Source organism: Vibrio ichthyoenteri ATCC 700023 (assembly GCF_000222605.1).
Lineage (GTDB): Bacteria > Pseudomonadota > Gammaproteobacteria > Enterobacterales > Vibrionaceae > Vibrio > Vibrio ichthyoenteri.
Genome location: NZ_AFWF01000007.1, coordinates 79324 through 101277 on the forward strand (window position 1 = coordinate 79324; position 21954 = coordinate 101277).

Below are 21954 nucleotides of genomic sequence, written 5' to 3' on the forward strand. Positions count from 1 at the left end.
AGATTCCCTTCTTTCAATGGTGGGTATGGCTTAGCGCTTGGGAGAGCAAGAACAGCGCTAAGCGTTACTTTCCTGATGAAGGATTATTGTTGTTAATTATTTGTTAATACTAGCATGTTAATCAAAATGTCGATAAGGAATCGTTCAAAAGTGTGAGTTAGTAACTTTGCCGATAGGCCGCTGGAGTCGTGCCTGTTTCCTTTTTAAAAACCTTTGAGAAGTAAGAGGCGTCGTTAAAGCCACAGCAATAGGCGATATGCGCAATTTTACTCTGTTGTCGTTGTGTCAATAAGCGCTTAGCGTGGTCGATACGAGCGTGAGTAACATAAGCATTAAAGGTTTGGCCAAAATGCTTGAAGAAGAGCTTAGAAAAGTAAGAACTGATATAGCCGAAGATTTGTGCGGTTTCGGACTCGTTTATTGGTGATGCGAGGTTTTGTTCTATATAAAGAGGAATTGAGTCGATTGTGAGGTGGTTTGGCAACCCAGTAGTATGCAACGAAGGATGGCAAAGTTTGAGTAAAAGTTGTAAGCGTTCATTGTAGTTTGGTTGTTGGAGAGAAAGAGTGAATATGTTGGTTGCTCGCCGCTGAAGAGGATCAATCTCATTTTGTAAGATGATCAACTTCTTTTTGAGATTCTTGCAGATGATTATTGCTTGCTCTAATAGCAGTAAATTATTGTTATCTACATAAAAAATATATATCGCACCTTTTTTATTGGTTATATGGGCAATGTTATCACTTAAATATTGAATGGAATGGTTTTTCTGTAGCTGTTTATATAGATAGGGAGAGTGCAGGGCTAGTTCTCTACCAAAATTGACTATTAATGTATTAGCACTGTGCATAGCCATTTCGACCTTTATTCATCCTTTTAGGTATGAGTTTAGAACTAAAGGAGTATAAGTGTGGTTGTTTTTTGCTTATATTTCTTTTGGTTATATGTCCGTATTCAAAAAATATATATAAATATTTTGTGGTGATCTTTTGTTTTGTAATTTATAAGTGTTTGTTTGTGTTGGTAATAACACTAAAAGATAGTCATTATGATATTGATAATCAAGTTAATAGTCATATTGATAAAACGGTTCTACCTGACTAGTTTTACTATGAATCTATTGAAATAGATCACATTGACGAATTGTGGTGAAGGAGAACGTTATGATTTTAGAAAAATATGTACAGTTACAATTGCTTATGCGTGATTTTGTACAGGATAAAAGTGGAGTTACTGCGATCGAATATGCGCTTGTTGGTGTGTCAGTTGCGGTGATTGTTGGTCTTGTTTTTGGAGAGGATGGTAACTTACAAACTGCATTAGAGCGAGGTATGTTGTCTATCCGCCAAGCAATGACTAACTAAGTACTAGTGCTTTATTTTATTATTGCTCTGTTTTTATTCAGTATTCTGGTTTGTTTTTATGACTGGCGATACAGAATAATACCTAATTATATTTGTGTCTTTATCTTTTTGATTTCCATTTTGACACTAATTATGAGTGGTAATTATTTAAATCTGCTTTACTTTGCACTATTTGTGCCAGTGTCATTATTAATATGGAAGTTAGGGATATGGGGGGCAGGAGACAGTAAACTTCTGCTCGCATTTTTTCCTATGATTGCTTCTGATTATTACTTGGCAACATTGATGTATATTTGTTTGACAGGCTTTGCTACAGGTATCATATTTTTAACGTACCGACGAATTAGTCGAAATAATAAGTTTGATACCGTTCCCTATGGTATTCCTATTGCGTTGAGTTGCTTTATTACCTCAATAGCCTCTTTTTAAGGAGGTATTATGAAATTAAAAGTTCTTGTCCCTATTGCTTTGATTGCTATTGGTGCGGGTTTATATGGCTTATCAAGCCAATATTTTTCAAAAAATGCGCCGGCGCCAGTAGTGTCTGCCGATAATCAACCCGAGCTGGCATCTGTATATGTGGTAGCGCAAGCGATCCCTAAAGGTAAAGCGATCACGAAAGCATCATTGGAAATCGAGAAGGTCACCGAAGAACAAGCGCTTAAGATGGGGATTGATCCATCTCAACCACTCTCAATCCCTAAAGGTGGGGTTGCGATTCAAGATATGACAGAGGGCGATTTTATCACGCCTGCAACCCTCATTTCTCCCGATGAACCCGGTTACATCAATGCAGTTATTGATCCCGATAAAGTGCCTTATGCGGTTATCGTCAATCCGACAGATATTGTTGGCGGATTAATTACTCATGGCTCTTTGGTGGATGTTGTCGCGCTCTCCTCGGAACAACAAAACCTCGCGAATGAAGATACCGTAACCAGTTATCAAACCGTGTCAGTTTCTCCGGTATTGATGGCGGTGAAAGTGATCAAAGTGAGTCAAGAGACTCATGAAGAAGGGCGTAACAAGTCAGTCACTACTATTACTCTCATTTTAGAACTGACTCAAAAACAAGTCGCAAAACTCGCGATTGCAAAAAATATAGCGCAATTAGAAGTGCATAAGTCACTTGGGTTACAAGAGGCTTCAGAGCTTCAAGCGAATTCAGGAGATGTACTGCCTGACTATCGAGCTATCGTTGAATTTCGCGCAGGTGAAGCGACGATAAAATAACAATAACAAATAGTGGAGGAGACATGAGAAAAGGATATCAATTATTGCTATGCCTTCTATTAGTCCCCATTAGCATAACAGTACATGCCGCCCGCATCGTAAATTTGTCTGAAGGCGATGCGCAATCGATTCAAACTGAGGTTGAAATTGGCTCTGTGTTTATCTCTGATCCCGAGATTGCAGACTATCAAGTGATAGACAATAACAAAGTGGTTTTCTTTGGTCGATCCATTGGTAACGCCTCATTTATGGTTTTCGATAAAGAAGGTAAGACGCTAATTTCACGAAAGTTGGTTGTTAACAAAAGTTTGGTACACATCCAGCAGCAAATACAACTGCGTTTCCCTGACAGTGATGTTTCAATTTATAACCTCGGAGAGCAAGCAGTACTTAGTGGCACAGTCTCTTCTGATGAAATTCGTGAGCAAATTTATCGCTTGGCCGGTGAATTACTGGGTAAAGACGTTGAAATTACCAATGTGAATTGGGATTTAGGCGATCAGATCTACGAAATGCAGTTTATGCGCCGCTACCGCTTTGAAGGGGTAGTCAATAATATTGACGTGGTCACGACCAAACAGGTCAACGTCAAGTTAACCATTGCAGAAGTGACCCACAGTTTCCTTGAAGAATTTGGTATTCAAATTGGTACGTCAGCACCTGGGGTATTCATCGATCAATTAACCAGTTTTAGTGCCAGCGACATTGTTTCGGTCATCACTGCTATTGGGGATGACAGCGTTGGGCAAGTGCTCGCCGAGCCTAACTTGTCGGTCATTTCGGGTGAAACAGCAAGCTTTCTTGCTGGTGGTGAAATACCTGTGGTTACGGTAATTGATGGTGCAACTGATGTGGAATATCGCGAATACGGTGTCCGTCTGGAATTGATGGCCAAAGTATTGAGTGATGAGCGAATCAAGTTATCGATGATGCCAGAAGTAAGTGCATTAGATAATCAATATGAAAACGAAAATTATGATTTACCCGCATTAAAAACTCGCCGAGCTAGAACCACGGTTGAACTCGGGGATGGGCAAAGCTTTATTCTTGGTGGGCTATTGAGTTCTGAAGATCGCGAGACCTTAAGACGGATTCCTTATATTGGCGATATTCCTATTCTCGGGGCTCTTTTTAGAAATACCGCGACAGAGCGAACAAAAACGGAATTAGTCATTGTTGCGACAGTCAATCTTGTTCAGCCGATCCATCCATCGCAAATTCAGCTTCCGACGATGCAAAAAACCTCGAACTTAGAGCGCTTTTTTAAGATTGGTGATGGTTACCCTAAAGCTGCGGAAACTTCAGTAAACGAAGTGCTTTCAACTGGAGGGTTCAAACAATGAAAACAGCAATGAGCAAAATATTCCTTTCGGGTGTGTTGTTGGCCAGTCTAATCGGCTGTGCTGAGGTAATCAAAGAACGTGAAGGTGCTGAGCTGCAAATTGTCCCCATAACTAATAGCTATCATTTGACCATCAAAGCGAAAAAAGATCAGCAAGCGTGGCTGCAACTTCAAGACTACATCGAGCAACATTGGGATGTGTTGTCTGTTGAGGAGATCACTATCGATTGGTTCTCTCGTCGTGGAAAAACACTGGCGATGAAGCTCGCGGATAAGTTGCAAAAAGAGGGTATTAGCGCAGATATGATTCATATCAATCAAGCGAAAAGTGAGAGAAGTGATCATTTTGATTTATCCCTCCACACCACAAAGTACAAGGTGGTCGCGAACGTCTGTGATTATCCAAAAGTGGGTGAGTTTGGGGCGTACCCTGAAGGCTGCTATGCAGAAAGTGCTCGTTGGCAGAGTATGGTGCATCCAGAAAAGATGCTTCTTACCAGCGAAAAAGATAAGTAGAAGGAGCGAGCATGTTTGATCTAGTCGATATTCTAAAAAACAAAGAATCAGGGATGCCAAGAGAAGCCCGCCATATCGATTCAGTGGCGTTTTTTCAAACAGAAGAATGCAAGCAACTGATTACAGAAGCTTATCGTTTCGAGGGGTTAGAGCTGCCAGCATTTTACGCTTTAGCTGATGAGCATGTTTCAGAGCATACTCGCTCCGAAACCATTGAAGTGATCATTATTGAGCTGAATAAAAGCAGTGATGTTGCCAAAGATGCTGAGCGTTTGAGTCATTTAATACCGAATAGCGCATCCGTCGTGGTTATTGGCAGTGAAGACTGTATCTCAACCATTCGTAAGCTTAAATCGATGGGAATTTATTATCTATTTTGGCCGATAAATAAAAATGAGCTGATTGATTTTGTCTTGAGTGTTAATGACAACCGCCTTGGTAATCGCGGCATCAGTAAAAATCGACGGGCAAAATTGGTCAGTTTTGTCGGCTGTAAAGGCGGTGTCGGCGCCACCATGCTTTGTGCGGAGATGAGTTATATTCTGTCCGAAAAGCGCAATGCTTCTTGTGTGGTTGTCGATAATTGTTATCAAGGTGGCAACCTTGACATCATGATGGGGATTGAAAAATTTAAGAAACGTGAGATCCGAGCGGGTTCATTAGCCTCGAATCTGGATTTTACTTCTTCGCAAAGTTTATTGAAAAAACAGAGTAAAAATTTATCGGTACTCTCTTTAACTTCTGAAGATATCGCCAATACCGACTTAAAAGATTACACCAAAAATGTCGCCGCCTTTGTGTCGGAAGAGACCAACTTTATTCTTGAGGATCTTTCCTCAACGGCGGAGATGGTTTTTTCTTCAAAAGACCTGGTCGAAATGTCCGATTGCGTCATCTTAGTGATTTCTGCCTCTATTTCCTCATTGCGTGAAGCTGCGCGTATCAATAAAGACATTAAGAGTGAAGCGGAAACCAAAGGCACACCGTTACGCATCATTGTGGTTCTGAATTTTAATGCTCCGGAATCTTGCGCAACAGTCACACGCGATGAAGTAGAAGAGTTTTTACGCCGCCCGGTTGATATCGTGATCCCTTACGTTAAAAAACTGGATGCGAAGATTTTAGATAAACAGCGCATCAGTGATTTGCGCGGTCAACCAAGTAAGTCGCTGTATAACTTGGCGGCGCTCATTTTCGGTGAAGAAACGAAAAATGGCTCAGCTTTTCCATTCAAGTGGGGAGGCTAGATTATGCAAGATGCCAAAGAGATTTATAAAGGCTTACGTAAGAAAATATTTGATGCCCTTGATCCTGAAGTGATTAATCGGCTCAATGCTCAACAGCTATCTGAGCAGCTTTCACAAGCGATTAGTATGTTGATCGAAAAAGAACAATTGCCGGTACCAGCGGTGTTACGCAATGATTTTGTCAAAAACCTAGTCGATGAATTACAAGGTTTGGGGCCATTGCAAACATTGATGGATGATGAAGAAATTACGGACATCATGATCAATGGCTATGAGAACGTATTTGTAGAGCGCTATGGGTTAGTGGAACCTTGTTCGGTCAGTTTTGTCGATTCAAATCAATTGCTGGATATCGCCAAACGCATTGCTGGGCGAGTGGGGCGTAGGGTCGATGAATCACAACCGATGTGTGATGCACGCTTACCTGACGGCAGTCGCGTTAATATTGTCATTCCGCCCATCGCCATTGATGGCACCTCTATTTCCATTCGTAAATTTAGAAAACAAGCAATTGATTTGAGTAAGCTGGTGGAGTTCGGTGCGATGAGTCCGGAAATGTCACAGATTATGATGATTGCCGCGCGTTGTCGTTTAAATATCTTAATCTCTGGTGGTACGGGCTCAGGTAAAACCACCATGCTCAATGCGCTATCGCAGTATATTTCTGAGAAAGAGCGCATTGTCACTATTGAAGATGCTGCTGAATTACGTCTATTGCAGCCTCATGTTGTGCGTCTAGAAACCCGGACCGCGGGGATTGAAAATACCGGTGCCGTCCATCAGCGAGATCTGGTCATAAATGCGCTTAGGATGCGTCCTGACCGTATTATTGTCGGCGAGTGTCGCGGCAGTGAAGCGTTTGAGATGCTTCAAGCGATGAATACTGGTCATGACGGTTCAATGTCCACTTTGCATGCTAACTCACCAAGAGACGCGTTGGCGAGGGTGGAGGCGATGGTGATGATGGCGACCAATAATCTGCCATTGGAAGCGATTCGCCGTACCATCGTCAGTGCAGTTGATGTCATTATCCAAATTAGCCGTTTGCACGATGGTAGCCGTAAAGTGATGAACATTACGGAAGTGGTGGGATTGGAAGGCGACAGCGTGGTCTTAGAAGAAATATTCCGCTTTGAGCCCAAATTGAGTGAAGAAAATGCCAAGCAGGTGCGTGGTAATTTTGTTACTGCTGGTTTAATGAAACGATCAGTGCTCGTGGAAAAAGCGCGCTTCTTTGGTCTTGAATCGCAACTGGACGCCATATTTCAGATGGGGAATGTGCGATGATCTATTTTGCCTTGCTCGGTTTTGGAGTGTTATTACTTTTGGTTTGGTTGCTCGAACCGAAGAAAAAACAGACCTATTTGGAAGAGTTTAACCGCACTGTATTGGTCAGTAATATGACCAGTGACAGTGGTCAAGCGGTAGACTTGAAATCGCTTTCAGACCGTACATGGCAACAAATGCTGCAAGAAAAATGGGCCAATCTACATAAGCAAGTGGGGCGATTTTCGTATTTAAAAATCATCGTTGTGATCGTATTGCTTTTCTATGCCGCGGTGGAGATCAATAACCGTTTTTTCCGTGGCAATGTCTATATTGTTGCTTTGGTTGTTGAAGTGATTGGTTTAACGCTTATTTATATGTGGCTGCAAAAGCGTGAAAGAGAGATGTTTGAAGAATCTTTTCCAGACGCATTGAACATGCTCGCGAGCGCAGTCTCTTCTGGTGAGAGCATCATGCATGCCATTATGTACGTCGGTAAGTCGTTAGATGGCGATGTTGGGGCTGAATTTCGCTTGATGGGAGAACGGCTCCAGTTAGGCGAAAGTGCTGATGATGTTTTGAGAAAGTCATGCCGCCGTTTTCCTTATGCTTCATTTCATTTCTTTGTCATTACCCTGCGTGCCAATATGCACCGGGGGGGACAATTAAGAGATGTCATTACCCGCTTAAATCGATTGATGTTTGATGCTCGCTCGATCGACAAGAAGAAATATGCCTTTACCTCAGAAGCGCGAATGTCCGCAAAAATTGTTGCTGCAATCCCGTTTATTTTTCTCTTCATCATGCAAAGCATGAGCCCTGCCAATTATGACTTTGTCATGTTTACTGAAGCGGGACGTCCAATTCTGTATTACATGCTCGTCAGTGAATCGATCGGGATGTTGATCATCTGGATGCTAATGAGAGGGGTTCGCTAATGGCTGAGATTATGGCAATTTTGGATACCACCACGGCGAGGATCATCTTGATGGTATGGTTTTTGGTCGTGGCGATATCGGTGTTGTTTTATAGCTTGTATCTCAAGGTTGCACGGCAAAATCGGTTTAGTAACTTTGGTCTGCAATACAGTAAAAAGCAGCGCGCTCAAAACATGCTGCAGAATTTTAATCAAGTGATTGGTAAGTTTGTTTCGCTCTCCGAAACGGACGTGCACGACAAGATGATTGCTGCGGGTATTTACGACTCTAAATATTCCAAGTGGTTATTTCCGATAAAATACGGCGCTTTGATCGTGGGTGTTTTATTGCTTGGTTTTTACGCGGTTCAATCTCAACTTCCAACGAGTAAAGTCTTAATTTATGGCTGTATTTGGCTTGTGTTGTGTTTGATTGGACCCGATTTATATCTCTCTTGGCGTAAGCAAAATCTGCAAAGGAAATTGTCTGAACGTTTACCCTACCTGTTGGATTTAATGGGTGTGTGTGTTCAAACCGGTATGACGATAGAAGCGTCTATGGGCTATCTAGCCAAGGAGATGATTGGTTTTGATAAAGATATTGCCTATATGCTCAATAAAACCAATGAGAGGGCAAAAATTGTCGGGCTGGCACAGGCTTTAGAAGAGCTCTACGTGCGAGTACCCACGGCAGAGATTCGTAGTTTCGTTATGACTCTCAATCAAAGTTTACAGTATGGTTCTTCCATTTATACGGTACTGACAACCTTGGCGGTGGATATTCGCGAAATTCAGATGCTGGGCTTGGAAGAGAAAATCGGTAAGTTGTCGGCCAAGATGTCGATTCCGCTTATTTTATTGATTATGTTGCCGATTGTTATCTTGATTACCGCGCCGGGTATTATGCGCTTAATGGCCGGTTAAGGAGAAGGGAATGAGAGTACGATGGATAGTATCTGTAGTGATGGTGTTTTTTCTACAAGGCTGCATGTCAACGCCAGGTTCGATCGAAAAACAAGCTAATTTGGCCAGCTTTTCCGCCAAGGAGTCGGTGTTAGAAAAGACCGGTGATCAAACCAAATTAATTCGTTATTACAAAGAGCATTTAAAGCAAGATGAAGATGAGCGAGTGCGTTTGAAGTTAGTTGAAGCGTATCTTCAAGGTCAAGATTTAGATTCTGCTGATTTCTATTTTGATACGTTGTCAAATAACGCTCAGTTTTCTCCTCAAGGACTATACTTAAACGCACAAATCGAATTCGCCAAAGGCAATATGGATGAGACCATTGCCGCTGGTTTAGAAGCGTTAGAAGCTAGGGAAAATTACCCAGAGGTGGAAAACCTGTTGGGCATGGCGTATGCATCGCAAGGGGACATCAATAATGCATGGCGATATTTTTACCTAGCTCGGAAACATTTCTTCGATGATGTCATCATCAAGAACAACCTCGCCGTTATTGACCTCCTGCTCGAAGATTATGGACTTGCAATTTCACGATTGGAGCCAATTTATCAATCGGGAAATTACGACGCTAAGATTGTTTCTAACCTAGCTTTGGCCTATGCAAAGTCGGGAAAGTTCGAACAATTTAAAGCGTTGTTTTCTAATCGTTATACCGCTCAAGAAATAGAGGATCTCTTTATTGGGCTTCGTCTGGTTTCCATGGCAACCGCTGATGAACTTCTCGCCTCCTCAACACCTTCCATCCTAAATAAAGGTGCGATCCACTAGGGAGCCAGAATGAGAAAACGACAACAAGGGGTTGTGACGATTGAGTTTGCCTTAGGCTTTTTTGCCTTTTGGTTAATGCTCGCAGCTTGGGCGGAATTGAGTTTTATGTCTTATGTGTCTGCGGTGAATGATCTCGCAATCGCCGAAGCTTCCCGTTCGGCGAAAACAGACACGCAAGATTATATCGATAGCTTTTATGATCAACTTAATGACAGTGACAGTGTTTGGAGTGGGCTGGTCGATAAAGATAAATTTAGAGCTTCCGTTCGCTATGTCGGTGATATGAACGAACTGCAATTGGTGAATGATATCTGTTTGCCTGCTGAGGGCGCGCAAACCGCTGAGTGCGGTGTGGCTGATGATGCTGCGATAGCGATTTACTACATCAGTTACGACTTTGACAGTATGTTTAGCTATTTCATTGATGAGGCGACGATTTTTGGTCGTGAAGTAATCGTGGTGCAAGAGTATGAAAGAGATCAGTTTGAAATCTAATCAGAAAGGCGCATTCACGATTGAGTTTGCGTTTGTGGGCATATTCTTAGGTATTTTGTTTATGTTCACTGGTGACGCTGTGGCTAAATTATCGATGAAAGGAAAACTCGATCGCCTCTCTTATTCTGCCACTAGTCTAGTCAAAGAGCGGACACAGCTGTTTGATGAGGATTATCTCACCACAGCGGCAGACGCAGATGTGGTGTTTGATGTGGTCAGTGGTTCGTTGGAACGAACCACCGCCTCTTACCAAGATGGTCGCTTTGGTATGGTCATAGAAGAGCAAACTTATGCTGCTGATCAATCGCCCAATCCATTAAAAACATTACGCAGAGGGCAGCAAAACTGCGAATTAGAGCAAACGCTAGGTGACTTACGAAACAACTTGTCTGTCGTGACATCATGGGGAAGACAAGCAACGTTATATCGAGTCACGCTATGTTATTCGACTGATAATTTGGTCGATGGCCTATTAGATAATGGCTTTAACATGGTTTCTTCTAGCTCAGTAGTGATAGGAAGGTAGGCTATGTACTCATCACTTTCTAAACAGAGTGGACATGCTGCAATCCTGTTCACTCTATTGGTTCCCGCATTGTTTGGCTTATTTAGCTTAGCAACTGATGGGGCCAAAATGCTGCAAGATAAAGCACGCTTACAAGATGGTTTAGAGGCGGCAAGTCTCGCGGTAGCAGCGCGCAATGATGATAATGTGGATGATGGTTCAGGTCAGGGTAGTGCGGTGAATCAAGCGATTGCTAACGCTTATATTGGGCAGTACATGACCAATATGGATGAGGTTGATAGCCTCAATATCCAAAAACTCAATTGTGAACAAATTGCCGATTGTGTTGCAGGCCTTGCGGTGGGGGATGCTCGATTCTTTGAGTATCGGGTTACCGCCACAACCGCGCATACTGGGTTTTTCTCCGGAAATCTCGACAGTTTTGATGGCTCTTATGATGTCTCCGGTCAGTCGAATGCACGTAAGTATCAAAACAGTGCGGTGGACGTAGTGTTTGTTTCCGATTTCTCTGGTTCGATGGGGAATGGCTGGTCTGGCGGATCACAAGATAAGTATCTCGATCTGGTTGATGTGATTGAATCAGTGACCGATGAGCTGCAAAAATTTAATGATTTAGTTAATGCCGATGACAATACCGTATCCTTTGTCGGCTTTAATAACTTTGTTAGATTGGTGAATGGTGATGGAGCAGGAGGCACATGTTTCGTTGACCAACTGGTCTACTCATCGGGCAATATCGATTACTCGGACACGGTTAATGCGGTGTTTACGGAGAAGACCGGCTGTGTCACTTCGGGGACTTACAATGCCGTCATTGAAGATATTTTACCCACCTCAAATTTTACCCCCTTTAACACCAAAATCGCCACGTTTAGTCCCAATGGCTACACCTCGTCTGCTCAAGGTCTGATTCGAGGGGCGCAACTTGCCAATTTGGGCGCGAATCCTCGCCGCTTAATTATTATTTTGTCGGATGGTAATGATGTTGGTTCGACCAATGGCGTCACCCACAAAACAATCTCATCTACCTTATACGGTGGGACCTATCAAATGTGCGATGAAATCCGCTCTCATCTGGATGGTTTGACCGCTGATAACGGTGATCCCGTTTCTTCTCGTATTGCAGTGATCGGTTTTGATTATAACGTTTCTGGCAACGCAGGATTACAAAACTGTGCTGGGGTCGAAAATGTCTTTAAAGCAGAAAATAAAAATGAAATTTTAAACAAAATTTTAGAGCTAATTAGTGAAGAAATTGGCCACCTAAAATAAACAAGGAGACGGTCATATGCACAGAGTATTACCCACACTATTGATTGCCTTGATGAGTATGCCTTTTTCGTCGGTATGGGCGAATGAAAGCCAAGAAATCATTCGCTATTGCGCTAAGCCGGATTTGAACTATCAGCAAGATATTGTTTTTGGGCCAGCAACTCAGGTCAATATGCTGCAAGGGGCATTTATGCTGCTGCAAAAAGAGAGCGATTATCAATTAACGAAGCAGATGATTCACCAAGAGTTACTCAAAGCAGGTATTGATCCAGATTGTGCTGAGTATTTGATGTCAAAGAGTAATACGATCAATTACCAAACGGGCGAGTTAGTCGCAAGAGTGTATTTTGCCTTTGATAAATCGAATCTGACCAAAGAGTCTCAATATGTACTTGATACCATGGTGGAAAAGCTGGGCACCCAAGGACAAAATTTAGTATTGGAAGGACATACAGACCATATTGGCAGTCACGCATACAATTTTGCTTTAGGGCTTCGCCGTGCGGGTAGTGTCGATAATTATCTAGTCGCCAAACAGATGCCTAAAGACGCACTGCAAGTGGTATCGAAAGGGGAAACGATTCCAATCAAAACCAATACAACCGCGGAAGGTAGAAAAGCCAACCGTCGTGTTGATATTGTCGCCGGAGAATAAGCCGCAAAAAAGCGCCAGATGCTTTAATCATCTGGCGCTTTTTTTATTGATGCGTATTAGATAAAGCTGGTGGCCATCCCCGCCAAAATAAACGTAACCACCATCCAGATAATCGGTAATTTAAGCTGCTTTAGCAGATAGAAACCGGTAAGGATTAACGCCACATCTAGCGGAGCCATTACCGCGCTGGTAAAGACAGGTTGATAAAGAGCGGAGACGAGTAGGCCGACAACTGCAGCATTGACGCCGCTCACAGCGCCTGCAACTTTTGGTTTTTGTGCTAGTGATTGCCAGTTTTTTAGCACCCCTAGAAGCAATAAGAAACCAGGGAGGAATACCGCGATGGTCGCGACTAATGCCCCGATAATTGGCGTGTCAGGTTGCAGTTCATAACCGATGTATGTGGCAAAGGTGAACATAGGCCCTGGTACGGCTTGCGCCGCTGCATAGCCGGTTAAGAAAGCATCTTGGCTTAATTGATCGCCAACAATGTTTTGCAGTAGCGGTAGGACAACGTGACCACCACCGAAAACAAGGCTACCCGCTTGGAAGAAATCGTTAAACAAACCAAGCATCGGCATCATTTGAGCAATGAAAGGTAAACCTATCAACAGGGCGGCAAAAATAGCCAATGGCGCAATGCTTGGTTTAAAAGGTTGCGGGTGAGTTGGCGTATCGCCTTTTAAGTATTTTGCACCAATTAAGGCGGCAATGACCAATACGATCATTTGCGTAGCAATGCTTGGCATGGTGAGTAGGGCGATGGCTGTCACGACACATAAACTGACCGATAGCGTGCCTTTGCAAAAGTTTTTGTACATGCCCCATGTCGCATCCGCGACCACGACAACTGCGAGTAACTTCAAGCCGTGCACGATGCCTTGAAAGATCGTGGTTTCAGTGACCTGGCTTGATACTACCGCCAGCAATACCATGATTAATACTGATGGCAGAGTAAAACCAATAAATGCTGCGCACGCACCTAATAGTCCACCACGTTTATAACCGAGCGCAAAACCAACTTGGCTTGAACCTGGACCGGGTAGAAATTGGCTGAGTGCTACAATTTGTGCGTACTCGCTGTCATCTAGCCAGTTGAGTTTTTCAACAAATGTTTGGCGGAAGTATCCGATATGTGCGGCCGGGCCGCCAAAGCTTATCCAACCAAGCCAGAAAAAGGTTTTAAAAATGGAGAGCATGAGTGCTTATCCTATTAATCAAGACTGCCGTTACTTTAAAAAAAACGCTATGATGATTCAAATTAATAGTTTTAATTTTATTTATGAATAAAACGGGATTGGAACATGGCTCTGTTGGATGACATCGCGTGGCGTAATATTGATTTGAATTTGTTGGTGACCTTCTCTTATCTCTATCGCTATCGTAGTGTGAGTATTGCCGCGCAAAAGAGCTTCGTGAGCCAATCGGCCATGAGCCACAGTTTGTCACGACTTAGAGTGCTGCTCGATGATCCACTTTTTGTGCGCAAAGGGCACAAAATGGACCCAACAGACCATGCCCACCACATCGCGCCAGTTTTGCATCAGTTGCTTGATTCTATAGCGAAGGATTTGTTAACAAAATCTGCGTTCGACCCCTCTAAATATTCTGGTGTTTGCCGTATAGGCTTAACGGATTATGCCGAGTTTATCTTTGCCCCGACCCTGTATGATGAGATCTTAGCTAACGCCCCTGATGCGCAAATTAGCTTCATCAATGTCAACCGCAGCAATTACGTCACGCTTGTTGAACAAGAGAAATTGGATATTGTGATTGGCAGTATGCCAGTGTTGGATGACGATTTTGAGAGCCACTATTTGTACACTGAAAAGCACGTTTGCTTGGCCGATAAACAGGCGCTTAATCTGAGCGGAGAATTGACCTTAGAGGTTTTTGCCCAAATTGAGCAGGCGTTGGTAAGCCCTGATGGCAGTTTGTCGACTCAGGTGGATAAAAAACTGGCGGAGCATGGTTTGTCGCGACGAGTGACCGTGGCATCACGCAACTTTTTAACCATACGTCGGTTATTGAAGCAACGCAGATTGATTGCCATCGTGCCAGAGAAAATGGCTCAGTCGGAGAGTTTTGATGATCAACTTTGTTTATTTGAACCACCCGTTGCGGTGGCTGATTTTGATATTGCGATGTTATGGCACAACAGTCGCAGCAATGAAGACAAAAATATCTGGTTACGAGCTCTTGTTGAGCGAGTCGTTGCACCAAAATAGTGGTGATGGGCGATTTTGAATAGATAACAAAGGATTAAGCCGTATTAGATTCTTGCTGCTAATACGGCTTTATTTAAGTCGATTAGGCTTTTTTCAAATGACGCTGAATTTTAACAGAGGCGTAGGCGATGATGCAGTAAGCCAATAACTCAGTGCTTTCTTCAACAATGTTTTTGACATCGCGAATGTAATGTTCACTCATCACATCTTTCCAAAAGTCACCCATGCCCATTAGACGCGAATAAACCAGCAACATCATTAGACCTAAAATAAGCAGGTTAGCTGATGGGGTGTTGAGAATTACAGCCAATTGCGTAAAGCTCTGCTTGCCATTTTTTGCTGCGTAGGCGATGGCGGCAAAGGTGGTTAAAAGAGCAGGGTAGATCCAAGAACCATGTGAAATATGATCTAACCAACCGTCGTTTTCGCGAATAAACATCACTAAGAAAAACGATCCAACTAATACGGCAGCATGCTTTAGTGTTGGGCGTTGTTTCGCAACTAGGAAAAAGGAAGCACTTGAAATGGCCAGCATAACCAGTTCGAGTATTTCTGTTACAGAGGCTTCACCTAAAGTATTACCTAAAAATACGTAATCAATGCGAAGAGCCACATTGACCAATAAGCAGATAGCAATCGCAATTAAAGCCGCGTGAAAGCTTTTTAAAATGATTCTTGAACTTGATTTATCCAGAGCAAACTCCTGCAATAGGTTGTTGTCACTGGTATGAGTATAGATATTAGTTTTCATAATGGTATGTAATGAAGATAGAGATAGTCTGGGCTAAAGGATATGGCTTGTAGATGTTCCTTTGTCAGAGAAATGTGAGCAAACCAAGGTTAATTATTTTAAGTGTTTATTTTTCAGTCACTTAGTTTGGTTGGTGTTTTGCCATGACCTAGTAATAAATGCATCAATTAATGGGTTTAATTTTTCGGTTCATATCAATATATTTTCGGGGTGAATGCATTATTTCAATTGATAGCGAGTCCATACTTTACTGCGCCAGCGTTTTGCCATAATTAAGCCTCTAAACCATTCGTCCATTGCGATGGCTATCCATGCGCCGATAACGCCATAACCCCAATGTACGCCAAGCAAATAACTAAATAGCACGCCGATTCCCCACATGCTAATTATGCCCATTTGGACTGGGAATTTGATATCACCAGCGGCTTTTAATGCGGAAATGAAAATCAAATTAAATACTCGACCGGACTCAAGCAGAATTGAGGCGGCAATCAGGCTTGCAGTTAATGCTGCTATTTCAGGTTGGTCAGTAAACCAGAGAATAATAGTATCGCTGAAAAAATAAGTGCTAATTGTGACAATATTGGTGACGATAAAGCCAACAAGAAAGTATTTTTGTACCCGGACTAAAATGGAGTCAATGAGGCCTCTACCGATGAAGTAGCCAGCTTGAATTTGACTCGCTTGTCCCAATGCGAGCGCGAAAGCAAATGAAATACGGGCAATATTTTGTGCATAAGTAAAAGCAGCCAGTGAAGCTGTCCCCATCTGTACGACAAAGTAAATGATGGTGATTTGCGCCATATTGTAGGCCAGTACTTCACCTGCGTTCATCACGCCAATACGGATGATGCGGCGATAGATATCTCGTGGGATAGTGCGCCATTGGGCAAAAGGTAGCTCGATGTCGGTCTTCCGCACTTTATAGCACAGCATTAAGGTACTGAGTATTTGGGCAAATACGGTCGAAACCGCCACACCTTGTACCCCATAGACGGGAATACCAAAAGGTTGATACAACGCGATATAGTTACCGACGATATTGATAACACCGGCGATTAAGTTGACCACCATTGGTGAACGGGAGTAACCATGACTGCGTAAGATTGTGGTCAGAACGATACCCATGGTGACATTAAAGGTCATCGCCCCGCTGATCAGTAGATATTCTTGAGCGTATTGTTCAACCTGAGCTTCTAAGCCATAGTAGGGGAGCAAATAATAGGCTGCGATGACAGCAAACAGGCTCAGAAAAACACCAACAAAGGCTGACATTATGATGCTAGCAATGCCAACATGGGCCGAATCTTGTTGGCGATTGGAGCCATTATATTGAGCAATCAGAATGCCAGTGCCACTGCTGACCATTGAAGAAATGATGATCAAGAAAAAAGAAAGCTGAGCGATAACACCCACGGCCGAAACCGCCTTATCTGAGTAACCACTAAGCATAAACACATCACTGGTATTGAGTGCGGTACGAAGCATTATTTCAATAAATAATGGCCACGTAAGAGCGATGATGCTCATGCGTTTATCGATAGCGTTATGCGAAGCTGACATTAGGGATGCTCAAATTAGTAGGAGATTAACCACCAGAAATGGCGGGCTATTATATCGGTGACATTTTGAGCGCCTAATCACTTTTCTCATCTTATGATAAAGAGCAGCTTTGTTGTTGGAATGCATCATCAGTGGTTAGGAAAGCGGGGACGTCGATATTCCCCGTAGAGCTGGTGGTGATAATTCGTGCTTGAGATTAGTAATGGGCTAACAAACGATCAATCTTGGCTATCACTTCATGATCAACGCCTGCTAGGTTGCCATACTTAGGGTCGCTGCGATCATCTTCACGTGGGTAGTGCCAACCAATAGTATGTTCAATAAACTGCTCGGCGAATCCATCAGAGATCTCTAGACAGCCAGCGAGTACGGTATCGACATAAGTTTGTACAATCGGGCTGATGACACAGGGCGGTATTGCTTGTTCTGTTATATAGACCCAGACATTATCGTCGGCGTTTAAAGCGAGTGCGCTTTCTAATGCGTGATGGGCTAACTTTATCCGCTGATAGCCTCGCTCACGTCGATCAAATTCAGCTAATTGGTCGCTTTCCAGCTGCAGTAACACGCCATTGACGATGCCACTACCTTTAGTGACAACCAAAGGGGCGAGAATATAGCTATCGTCGACTTTTCCCCAATAGCGGCATAAACCATGGGCAATGGCGGGGGTCGCAGCAGATGTTTGGCCTGTCCGCTGTCGTGATGCTGAATTCATTAAACTGCCATAGCCAAAAATATAGTGGGTCATATTACGTCCGTTTGATTAATGCCTGATTCTAATCATAGCGACAATAAGTCGCGGGCCAAAGTGCAATCAGTTTGCCGTTATCTCTCGTTGTTATAAGTCAAAAAAGAAAATTAAAGTCAAAAAGACCTTTTTATGAAGGTGTCTTTTTGACTTTTTAATGGAAGAGTTTGTGTGTAAATTATTAATAATAAACACTTTTTGTTTTGGTATGAAAGATGCAATAGACGAAGTAATTAAAGCGAGTGACTATGCTGGAGTTCCATTTTGCTCAATATTACTGATAAGCAGGTAGAAGAAAAAATACCTGCGGTGTTACGTCTTGGTTTTCGTCCTTTTTTTCTATTGGGAAGTGTTTATGCACTGATCGCCATCCCTCTTTGGGTATGGATGTTTCGTACCGGCCAACCTGCAGCTTTGCAAGTCCCCGCGTTGTGGTGGCACGTGCACGAGATGCTGTTTGGTTTTGCCATGGCGATCGTGGTTGGTTTTGTTTTGACGGCAGTGCAAAACTGGACCGGCGTCAATGGAAGCAAAAGTTATCGGCTTTTAGCCATTGTGGCGCTGTGGTTGACACCTCGCTTGCTACTCTGGACCCCTACGCCACTTTGGCTAATCTCGATAATTGATGCACTATTTCTCGCGTTTACCGCATATGAAGTGGCGTGGCGAGTCTTCCAGGCAAAAGGCTGGCGCAATCTGTTTTTTGTGCCGTTATTTATTTTGGCTATCGTGGCCAACTTCGCCAGTTACGCTTGTGTGAAAGGCATGCCGCCATTTTCGGCCTCAGCCGTGTGGCAAGCGATGTTGTGGTGGTTTACCTTACTGTTAGCCGTGATGGGAGGGCGGGTTATTCCTTTCTTTACCGCGCGCCGCTTTAACTTTGAAAAGCCGCAACCGCTGATGTGGTTGGAATGGATGGGTAATCTTCCTCTTGTGGCCCTGTTTGTGTTGAGCTTCTTTCCATTAACCTTTGCTCAACTGAGTCAGCCACTTATGTTGATTGCAGGTATTGCTCAATTGATCAAAGTGTTACGTTGGAAGCCGTGGCGAACGCTGAAAGAACCATTGGTGTGGTCACTGCATTTGGCGTATCTGTGTATACCGTTAAGCTTGTTGGCGAGAGTGTTATGGCAGAATGCTTTTGCTCAGCATAATATGATTCACCTGTTTGCTATTGGTGGGTTGGCCGGGCTTGTCTTAGCCATGGTCGTACGTGTCACTATGGGGCATACAGGACGAGCGATTTATCAAGGGCCAAAAATGGCGTGGGCATTTGCTTTGCTTATTGTTGCTGCGTTGCTACGTAGCTTTGGGGTTGCACTATTGCCTGCGCAGATGCTAATGATGATCGATATCAGCGCGACGCTATGGGTGGGCTCTTTTGGCCTGTTTGTGCTGAAGTTTGGCTACATGCTGGTCACGCCACGCGTTGATGGCCATCCGGGCTGATTCGTCACTCAAACTACCGTATGATAGAAAAGTAAAAGGCTTAGCGAGTGCTAAGCCTTTTTTGATCAAATGACGTTCTCGTTGAAGTCTTTCTGGAAATAGAGCACTTTTTGCAAGTAGCGACGCGCTTCTGCTTTTGGGTGCTTGGTGGTCAGCGTGTCGTAGACTTGTTTTGGTGATGAGTTATTCAACTTCACCATCGCACGCTTACGGTCGCTGCTATCAAAGGCTGATAGCACGCCACCAGTGCCACCGTTATAAGCGGAAATCATACTAAAGTGCATTGAGGTTGGGTGCTTCACTTCACGCAAGTAGCGGTTCTTCAAAATGTAGAAATAGGCGGCGCCAGTATCAATGTTGTTAGCGGGATCAAAGAGATATTCCTTGGTTGGAATGCCCGGCTTTTTCTTTACTAAATTAAATACGTCAGCACCAGCAGTTTTCGGAATTACCTGCATTAAGCCATACGCGCCAGCATGGCTCACTGCGTAAGGGTTGAAACTACTTTCGGTTTTGATGATTGAATAGATCAAATCTTCAGGAATGTCATAGCGATTAGAGGCTTCTCGAATAAGCCCTGCGTACTGGTACTCACGCTGCTCTAAATGATCTTTTACCATGTTGATTTCAACATAGTAGGCCTTGCCACGTTTGATGGGTTTGCTTTGCAGTTTATTGGCCATCAGATAGTCAGAGTAGCGGTTAGCACGCCACTCCCACTCGATAGGTTTACCCTCGTGATCAACCACCTGTCCAAGTAAGAAAGGTTTGCCGCGTAGAATGGCTTCTTTATCACTAAATAGTTCGGCATGTGCCGGATCGGCAGGCATCAATAGCGTTTGGGTGATCGCTTTTTGCAGTTTTTGCTGTGGCTGGTTTTGTGCAATGGTGGAGACGTAAATCTTACCTTGGTCGAAATCGATATGAGCACGAGTATTGTAGCCATCAAGGTATTTTACGTAACGATGCTTTCCAGCCTCAACAAACTCATCTTCTCCCCAGCGGTCTTTGGCAAGTTTTGCCACATAAGCCAGTAATTGATTGATATTTTGCTGTTGATTGGCACCAGGTTGATAAATCGGGGGATAGACTGATGGCGGCGCTTCACAGGCACAATTTTGTGGCTCGTCGGGCGTAAAAGAACAGCCAGTCAACAAGGCGAGCGATAGGTAAATAATTTTTTTCATTAGAATAGTTAAGCTTCGGGCAACTGCAGGGCGAGTTGATAATAAGGAGCGGAGCTTAATAGCTACAATTGAATATTTCTATGGTAATAATAAAAATCCCCGCAAATAATTGCAGGGATTGAAATTTTTACTGATAGAGCAACAAGATTAGTTGTTTTTGTGCAGCTCTGCGTTTAGCTCAACAGCACTCTTGTTAGCCAAACATTCGATTTGGCCTGTCACCGAGTTGCGACGGAACAGAAGATCAGATACGCCAGCAAGATCACGTGCTTTGGCCATTTCCACTTCTTTACCCGCAGAATCTAGCATGCGTACTTTTGAGCCAGCGGTTACGTACAGACCCGATTCAATCGTACAACGGTCACCCATTGGGAAACCAAGGCCGGCGTTCGCGCCAAGTAGTGAGTTTTCACCGATAGAAACCACCACTTTACCGCCACCAGATAGGGTGCCCATGATTGATGCGCCACCACCGATGTCAGAGCCGTTACCAACCACAACACCCGCAGAAATACGACCTTCAACCATGCTCACGCCAGTTGTACCAGCATTGAAGTTGATGAAGCCTTCGTGCATAACAGTGGTGCCTTCGCCCACGTGTGCGCCAAGACGTACACGAGAAGTATCCGCAATTCGAACCCCCGTTGGTACCACGTAATCCACCATTTTAGGGAATTTATCGACACAATCGACGCTTAGTGCGCGACCTGCTAGGCGAGCTTCGATTTGACGTTCAGCAAGCTCTGGGAGATCGATTGGACCTTCGTTAGTCCATGCGATGTTGTGCAGTAGGCCAAAGATGCCATCCAGTACGGTACCGTGTGGTTTTACTAGACGGTTAGAGATCAGTTGTAGCTTCAAGAAACCTTCCGCAACAGATTGTGGCTGTTCGTCAGTGGCTAACACAACCAGTACCAGTGGCTGTGCAGATTCAGCTGCTTTGGCTGCGAAAGATGCATTCGCCGCATCGCCATTCGTTTCAAATGCAACAGCAAGTTCAGCACTTTGTGCAGCAGAGATTTCGATAGCTTGGTTACCTTGCTCGTAGCCTGCAATGGCTGTTAGTGCATTAACCAGCGCATCACTTGGGTTAAGTAAAGGATGTGGAAAAAACGCTTCGATGATTTTACCGTCACGGTTTTTTGTCGCGCTACCAAAAGCAACTGAAAAGAAAGCCATAGTTGATCTCCATGTGTTGAGTCTTTTTATCTCGCCGATTCAATGGCAAGAGATTGAAATAATTTATAAGCCATCATAAAGAGACAATCGAGCAGTGGAAAGAGGGGAGGAAGATAAAGTCCATCAAAGGATACGCTTTGTCTTTTTAGCGACACTTTCGTCTTATTGGAAAGAAAAGGAATCGAGAATTGAGAGGCGAGAAAGAGAAAAGCAAAAGCAGTAGCGAGAAGTAGAAAAGCGAAAAAGAGCCGAGACTCGAAAAGCAGAAGAAGAAGAAGAAGA

General features: G+C 43.6%; 24 protein-coding genes. 16 read left to right on the top strand and 8 right to left on the bottom strand.

All coding sequences use genetic code 11. From position 1 onward, the window contains the following. Positions 1-157 precede the first annotated feature (157 nt). Positions 158-856, bottom strand: a complete 699-nt coding sequence (locus RH85_RS01345) for a helix-turn-helix transcriptional regulator (RefSeq protein WP_006710383.1) — start codon at positions 854-856, stop codon at positions 158-160. Between the two features lie 307 nt (positions 857-1163). On the opposite strand from RH85_RS01345, the gene RH85_RS01350 reads away from it, so the two are divergent. From RH85_RS01350 to RH85_RS01410, 14 genes are read left to right on the top strand one after another with little or no spacing between them, the layout of a single operon-like run. Continuing rightward, positions 1164-1364 carry a Flp family type IVb pilin gene (locus RH85_RS01350; RefSeq protein WP_006710384.1) on the top strand — a complete coding sequence of 67 codons (201 nt, stop codon included), beginning with the start codon at positions 1164-1166 and terminating at the stop codon, positions 1362-1364. A 6-nt stretch (positions 1365-1370) separates the two neighbouring features. Beyond that, positions 1371-1793 (top strand): prepilin peptidase, encoded by a 423-nt coding sequence (locus RH85_RS23660; RefSeq protein WP_083824833.1) that lies wholly within the window; start codon positions 1371-1373, stop codon positions 1791-1793. A gap of 9 nt (positions 1794-1802) precedes the next feature. Next, positions 1803-2597 (top strand): Flp pilus assembly protein CpaB, encoded by a 795-nt coding sequence (gene cpaB, locus RH85_RS01355; RefSeq protein ID WP_006710385.1) that lies wholly within the window; start codon positions 1803-1805, stop codon positions 2595-2597. 23 nt (positions 2598-2620) lie between these two features. Continuing rightward, positions 2621-3940 carry a type II and III secretion system protein family protein gene (locus RH85_RS01360; RefSeq protein ID WP_006710386.1) on the top strand — a complete coding sequence of 440 codons (1320 nt, stop codon included), beginning with the start codon at positions 2621-2623 and terminating at the stop codon, positions 3938-3940. Then, on the top strand, positions 3937-4455 hold the full coding sequence (locus RH85_RS01365) for a hypothetical protein (RefSeq protein WP_006710387.1): 519 nt from the start codon (positions 3937-3939) through the stop codon (positions 4453-4455). The genes RH85_RS01360 and RH85_RS01365 overlap by 4 nt, the downstream gene beginning before the upstream one ends. An 11-nt stretch (positions 4456-4466) precedes the next feature. Further along, on the top strand, positions 4467-5702 hold the full coding sequence (locus tag RH85_RS01370) for a CpaE/TadZ family protein (RefSeq protein WP_006710388.1): 1236 nt from the start codon (positions 4467-4469) through the stop codon (positions 5700-5702). A 3-nt stretch (positions 5703-5705) separates the two neighbouring features. Further along, positions 5706-6989, top strand: a complete 1284-nt coding sequence (locus tag RH85_RS01375) for a TadA family conjugal transfer-associated ATPase (protein WP_006710389.1) — start codon at positions 5706-5708, stop codon at positions 6987-6989. Then, positions 6986-7906 (top strand): type II secretion system F family protein, encoded by a 921-nt coding sequence (locus tag RH85_RS01380; RefSeq protein ID WP_006710390.1) that lies wholly within the window; start codon positions 6986-6988, stop codon positions 7904-7906. Before RH85_RS01375 ends, RH85_RS01380 begins: the two co-directional genes overlap by 4 nt. Further along, positions 7906-8808, top strand: coding sequence for a type II secretion system F family protein (locus RH85_RS01385; protein ID WP_006710391.1), 903 nt, complete (start codon positions 7906-7908; stop codon positions 8806-8808). The genes RH85_RS01380 and RH85_RS01385 overlap by 1 nt, the downstream gene beginning before the upstream one ends. Positions 8809-8818: 10 nt before the next feature. After that, positions 8819-9616, top strand: coding sequence for a hypothetical protein (locus tag RH85_RS01390; protein WP_006710392.1), 798 nt, complete (start codon positions 8819-8821; stop codon positions 9614-9616). A 9-nt stretch (positions 9617-9625) separates the two neighbouring features. Then, complete coding sequence (locus RH85_RS01395; RefSeq protein WP_006710393.1) at positions 9626-10111, top strand: TadE/TadG family type IV pilus assembly protein; 486 nt, start codon at positions 9626-9628, stop codon at positions 10109-10111. After that, positions 10086-10637: a tight adherence pilus pseudopilin TadF gene (gene tadF / locus RH85_RS01400; protein ID WP_006710394.1), complete on the top strand. Its 552-nt coding sequence runs from the start codon at positions 10086-10088 to the stop codon at positions 10635-10637. Before RH85_RS01395 ends, tadF begins: the two co-directional genes overlap by 26 nt. Positions 10638-10640: 3 nt before the next feature. Beyond that, positions 10641-11909 (top strand): TadE/TadG family type IV pilus assembly protein, encoded by a 1269-nt coding sequence (locus RH85_RS01405; RefSeq protein WP_006710395.1) that lies wholly within the window; start codon positions 10641-10643, stop codon positions 11907-11909. A 16-nt stretch (positions 11910-11925) separates the two neighbouring features. Then, positions 11926-12564, top strand: coding sequence for an OmpA family protein (locus RH85_RS01410; protein WP_006710396.1), 639 nt, complete (start codon positions 11926-11928; stop codon positions 12562-12564). A 56-nt stretch (positions 12565-12620) separates the two neighbouring features. Here RH85_RS01410 and chrA read toward each other — a convergent pair whose 3' ends face one another. Further along, positions 12621-13763 (bottom strand): chromate efflux transporter, encoded by a 1143-nt coding sequence (gene chrA, locus RH85_RS01415; protein WP_006710397.1) that lies wholly within the window; start codon positions 13761-13763, stop codon positions 12621-12623. 111 nt (positions 13764-13874) lie between these two features. Here chrA and RH85_RS01420 point away from each other — a divergent pair, with 111 nt between their 5' ends. Next, positions 13875-14792 (top strand): LysR family transcriptional regulator, encoded by a 918-nt coding sequence (locus RH85_RS01420; protein ID WP_039948353.1) that lies wholly within the window; start codon positions 13875-13877, stop codon positions 14790-14792. An 82-nt stretch (positions 14793-14874) separates the two neighbouring features. Here RH85_RS01420 and RH85_RS01425 read toward each other — a convergent pair whose 3' ends face one another. The 3 genes from RH85_RS01425 to RH85_RS01435 form a co-directional block, all read right to left on the bottom strand. After that, complete coding sequence (locus RH85_RS01425; protein ID WP_006710400.1) at positions 14875-15543, bottom strand: hypothetical protein; 669 nt, start codon at positions 15541-15543, stop codon at positions 14875-14877. A 219-nt stretch (positions 15544-15762) separates the two neighbouring features. Then, positions 15763-17106 (bottom strand): MATE family efflux transporter, encoded by a 1344-nt coding sequence (locus RH85_RS01430; protein WP_006710401.1) that lies wholly within the window; start codon positions 17104-17106, stop codon positions 15763-15765. Between the two features lie 196 nt (positions 17107-17302). Then, positions 17303-17857 (bottom strand): gamma-glutamylcyclotransferase family protein, encoded by a 555-nt coding sequence (locus RH85_RS01435; RefSeq protein ID WP_006710402.1) that lies wholly within the window; start codon positions 17855-17857, stop codon positions 17303-17305. A gap of 264 nt (positions 17858-18121) precedes the next feature. Here RH85_RS01435 and RH85_RS01440 point away from each other — a divergent pair, with 264 nt between their 5' ends. Next, positions 18122-19306, top strand: coding sequence for an NnrS family protein (locus RH85_RS01440; protein WP_006710403.1), 1185 nt, complete (start codon positions 18122-18124; stop codon positions 19304-19306). A 65-nt stretch (positions 19307-19371) separates the two neighbouring features. Here the strand turns inward: RH85_RS01440 and mltC are convergent, their stop codons facing one another. The 3 genes from mltC to RH85_RS23255 all read right to left on the bottom strand — a co-directional run. Beyond that, a complete protein-coding gene (mltC, locus tag RH85_RS01445) occupies positions 19372-20493 on the bottom strand; it encodes a membrane-bound lytic murein transglycosylase MltC (RefSeq protein WP_006710404.1) in 1122 nt (373 codons plus the stop codon). Between the two features lie 147 nt (positions 20494-20640). Beyond that, a complete protein-coding gene (gene dapD / locus RH85_RS01450) occupies positions 20641-21672 on the bottom strand; it encodes a 2,3,4,5-tetrahydropyridine-2,6-dicarboxylate N-succinyltransferase (protein WP_006710405.1) in 1032 nt (343 codons plus the stop codon). A gap of 26 nt (positions 21673-21698) precedes the next feature. Beyond that, positions 21699-21954: hypothetical protein (locus RH85_RS23255; RefSeq protein ID WP_006710406.1), on the bottom strand; the 256-nt coding region annotated here is incomplete at its 5' end.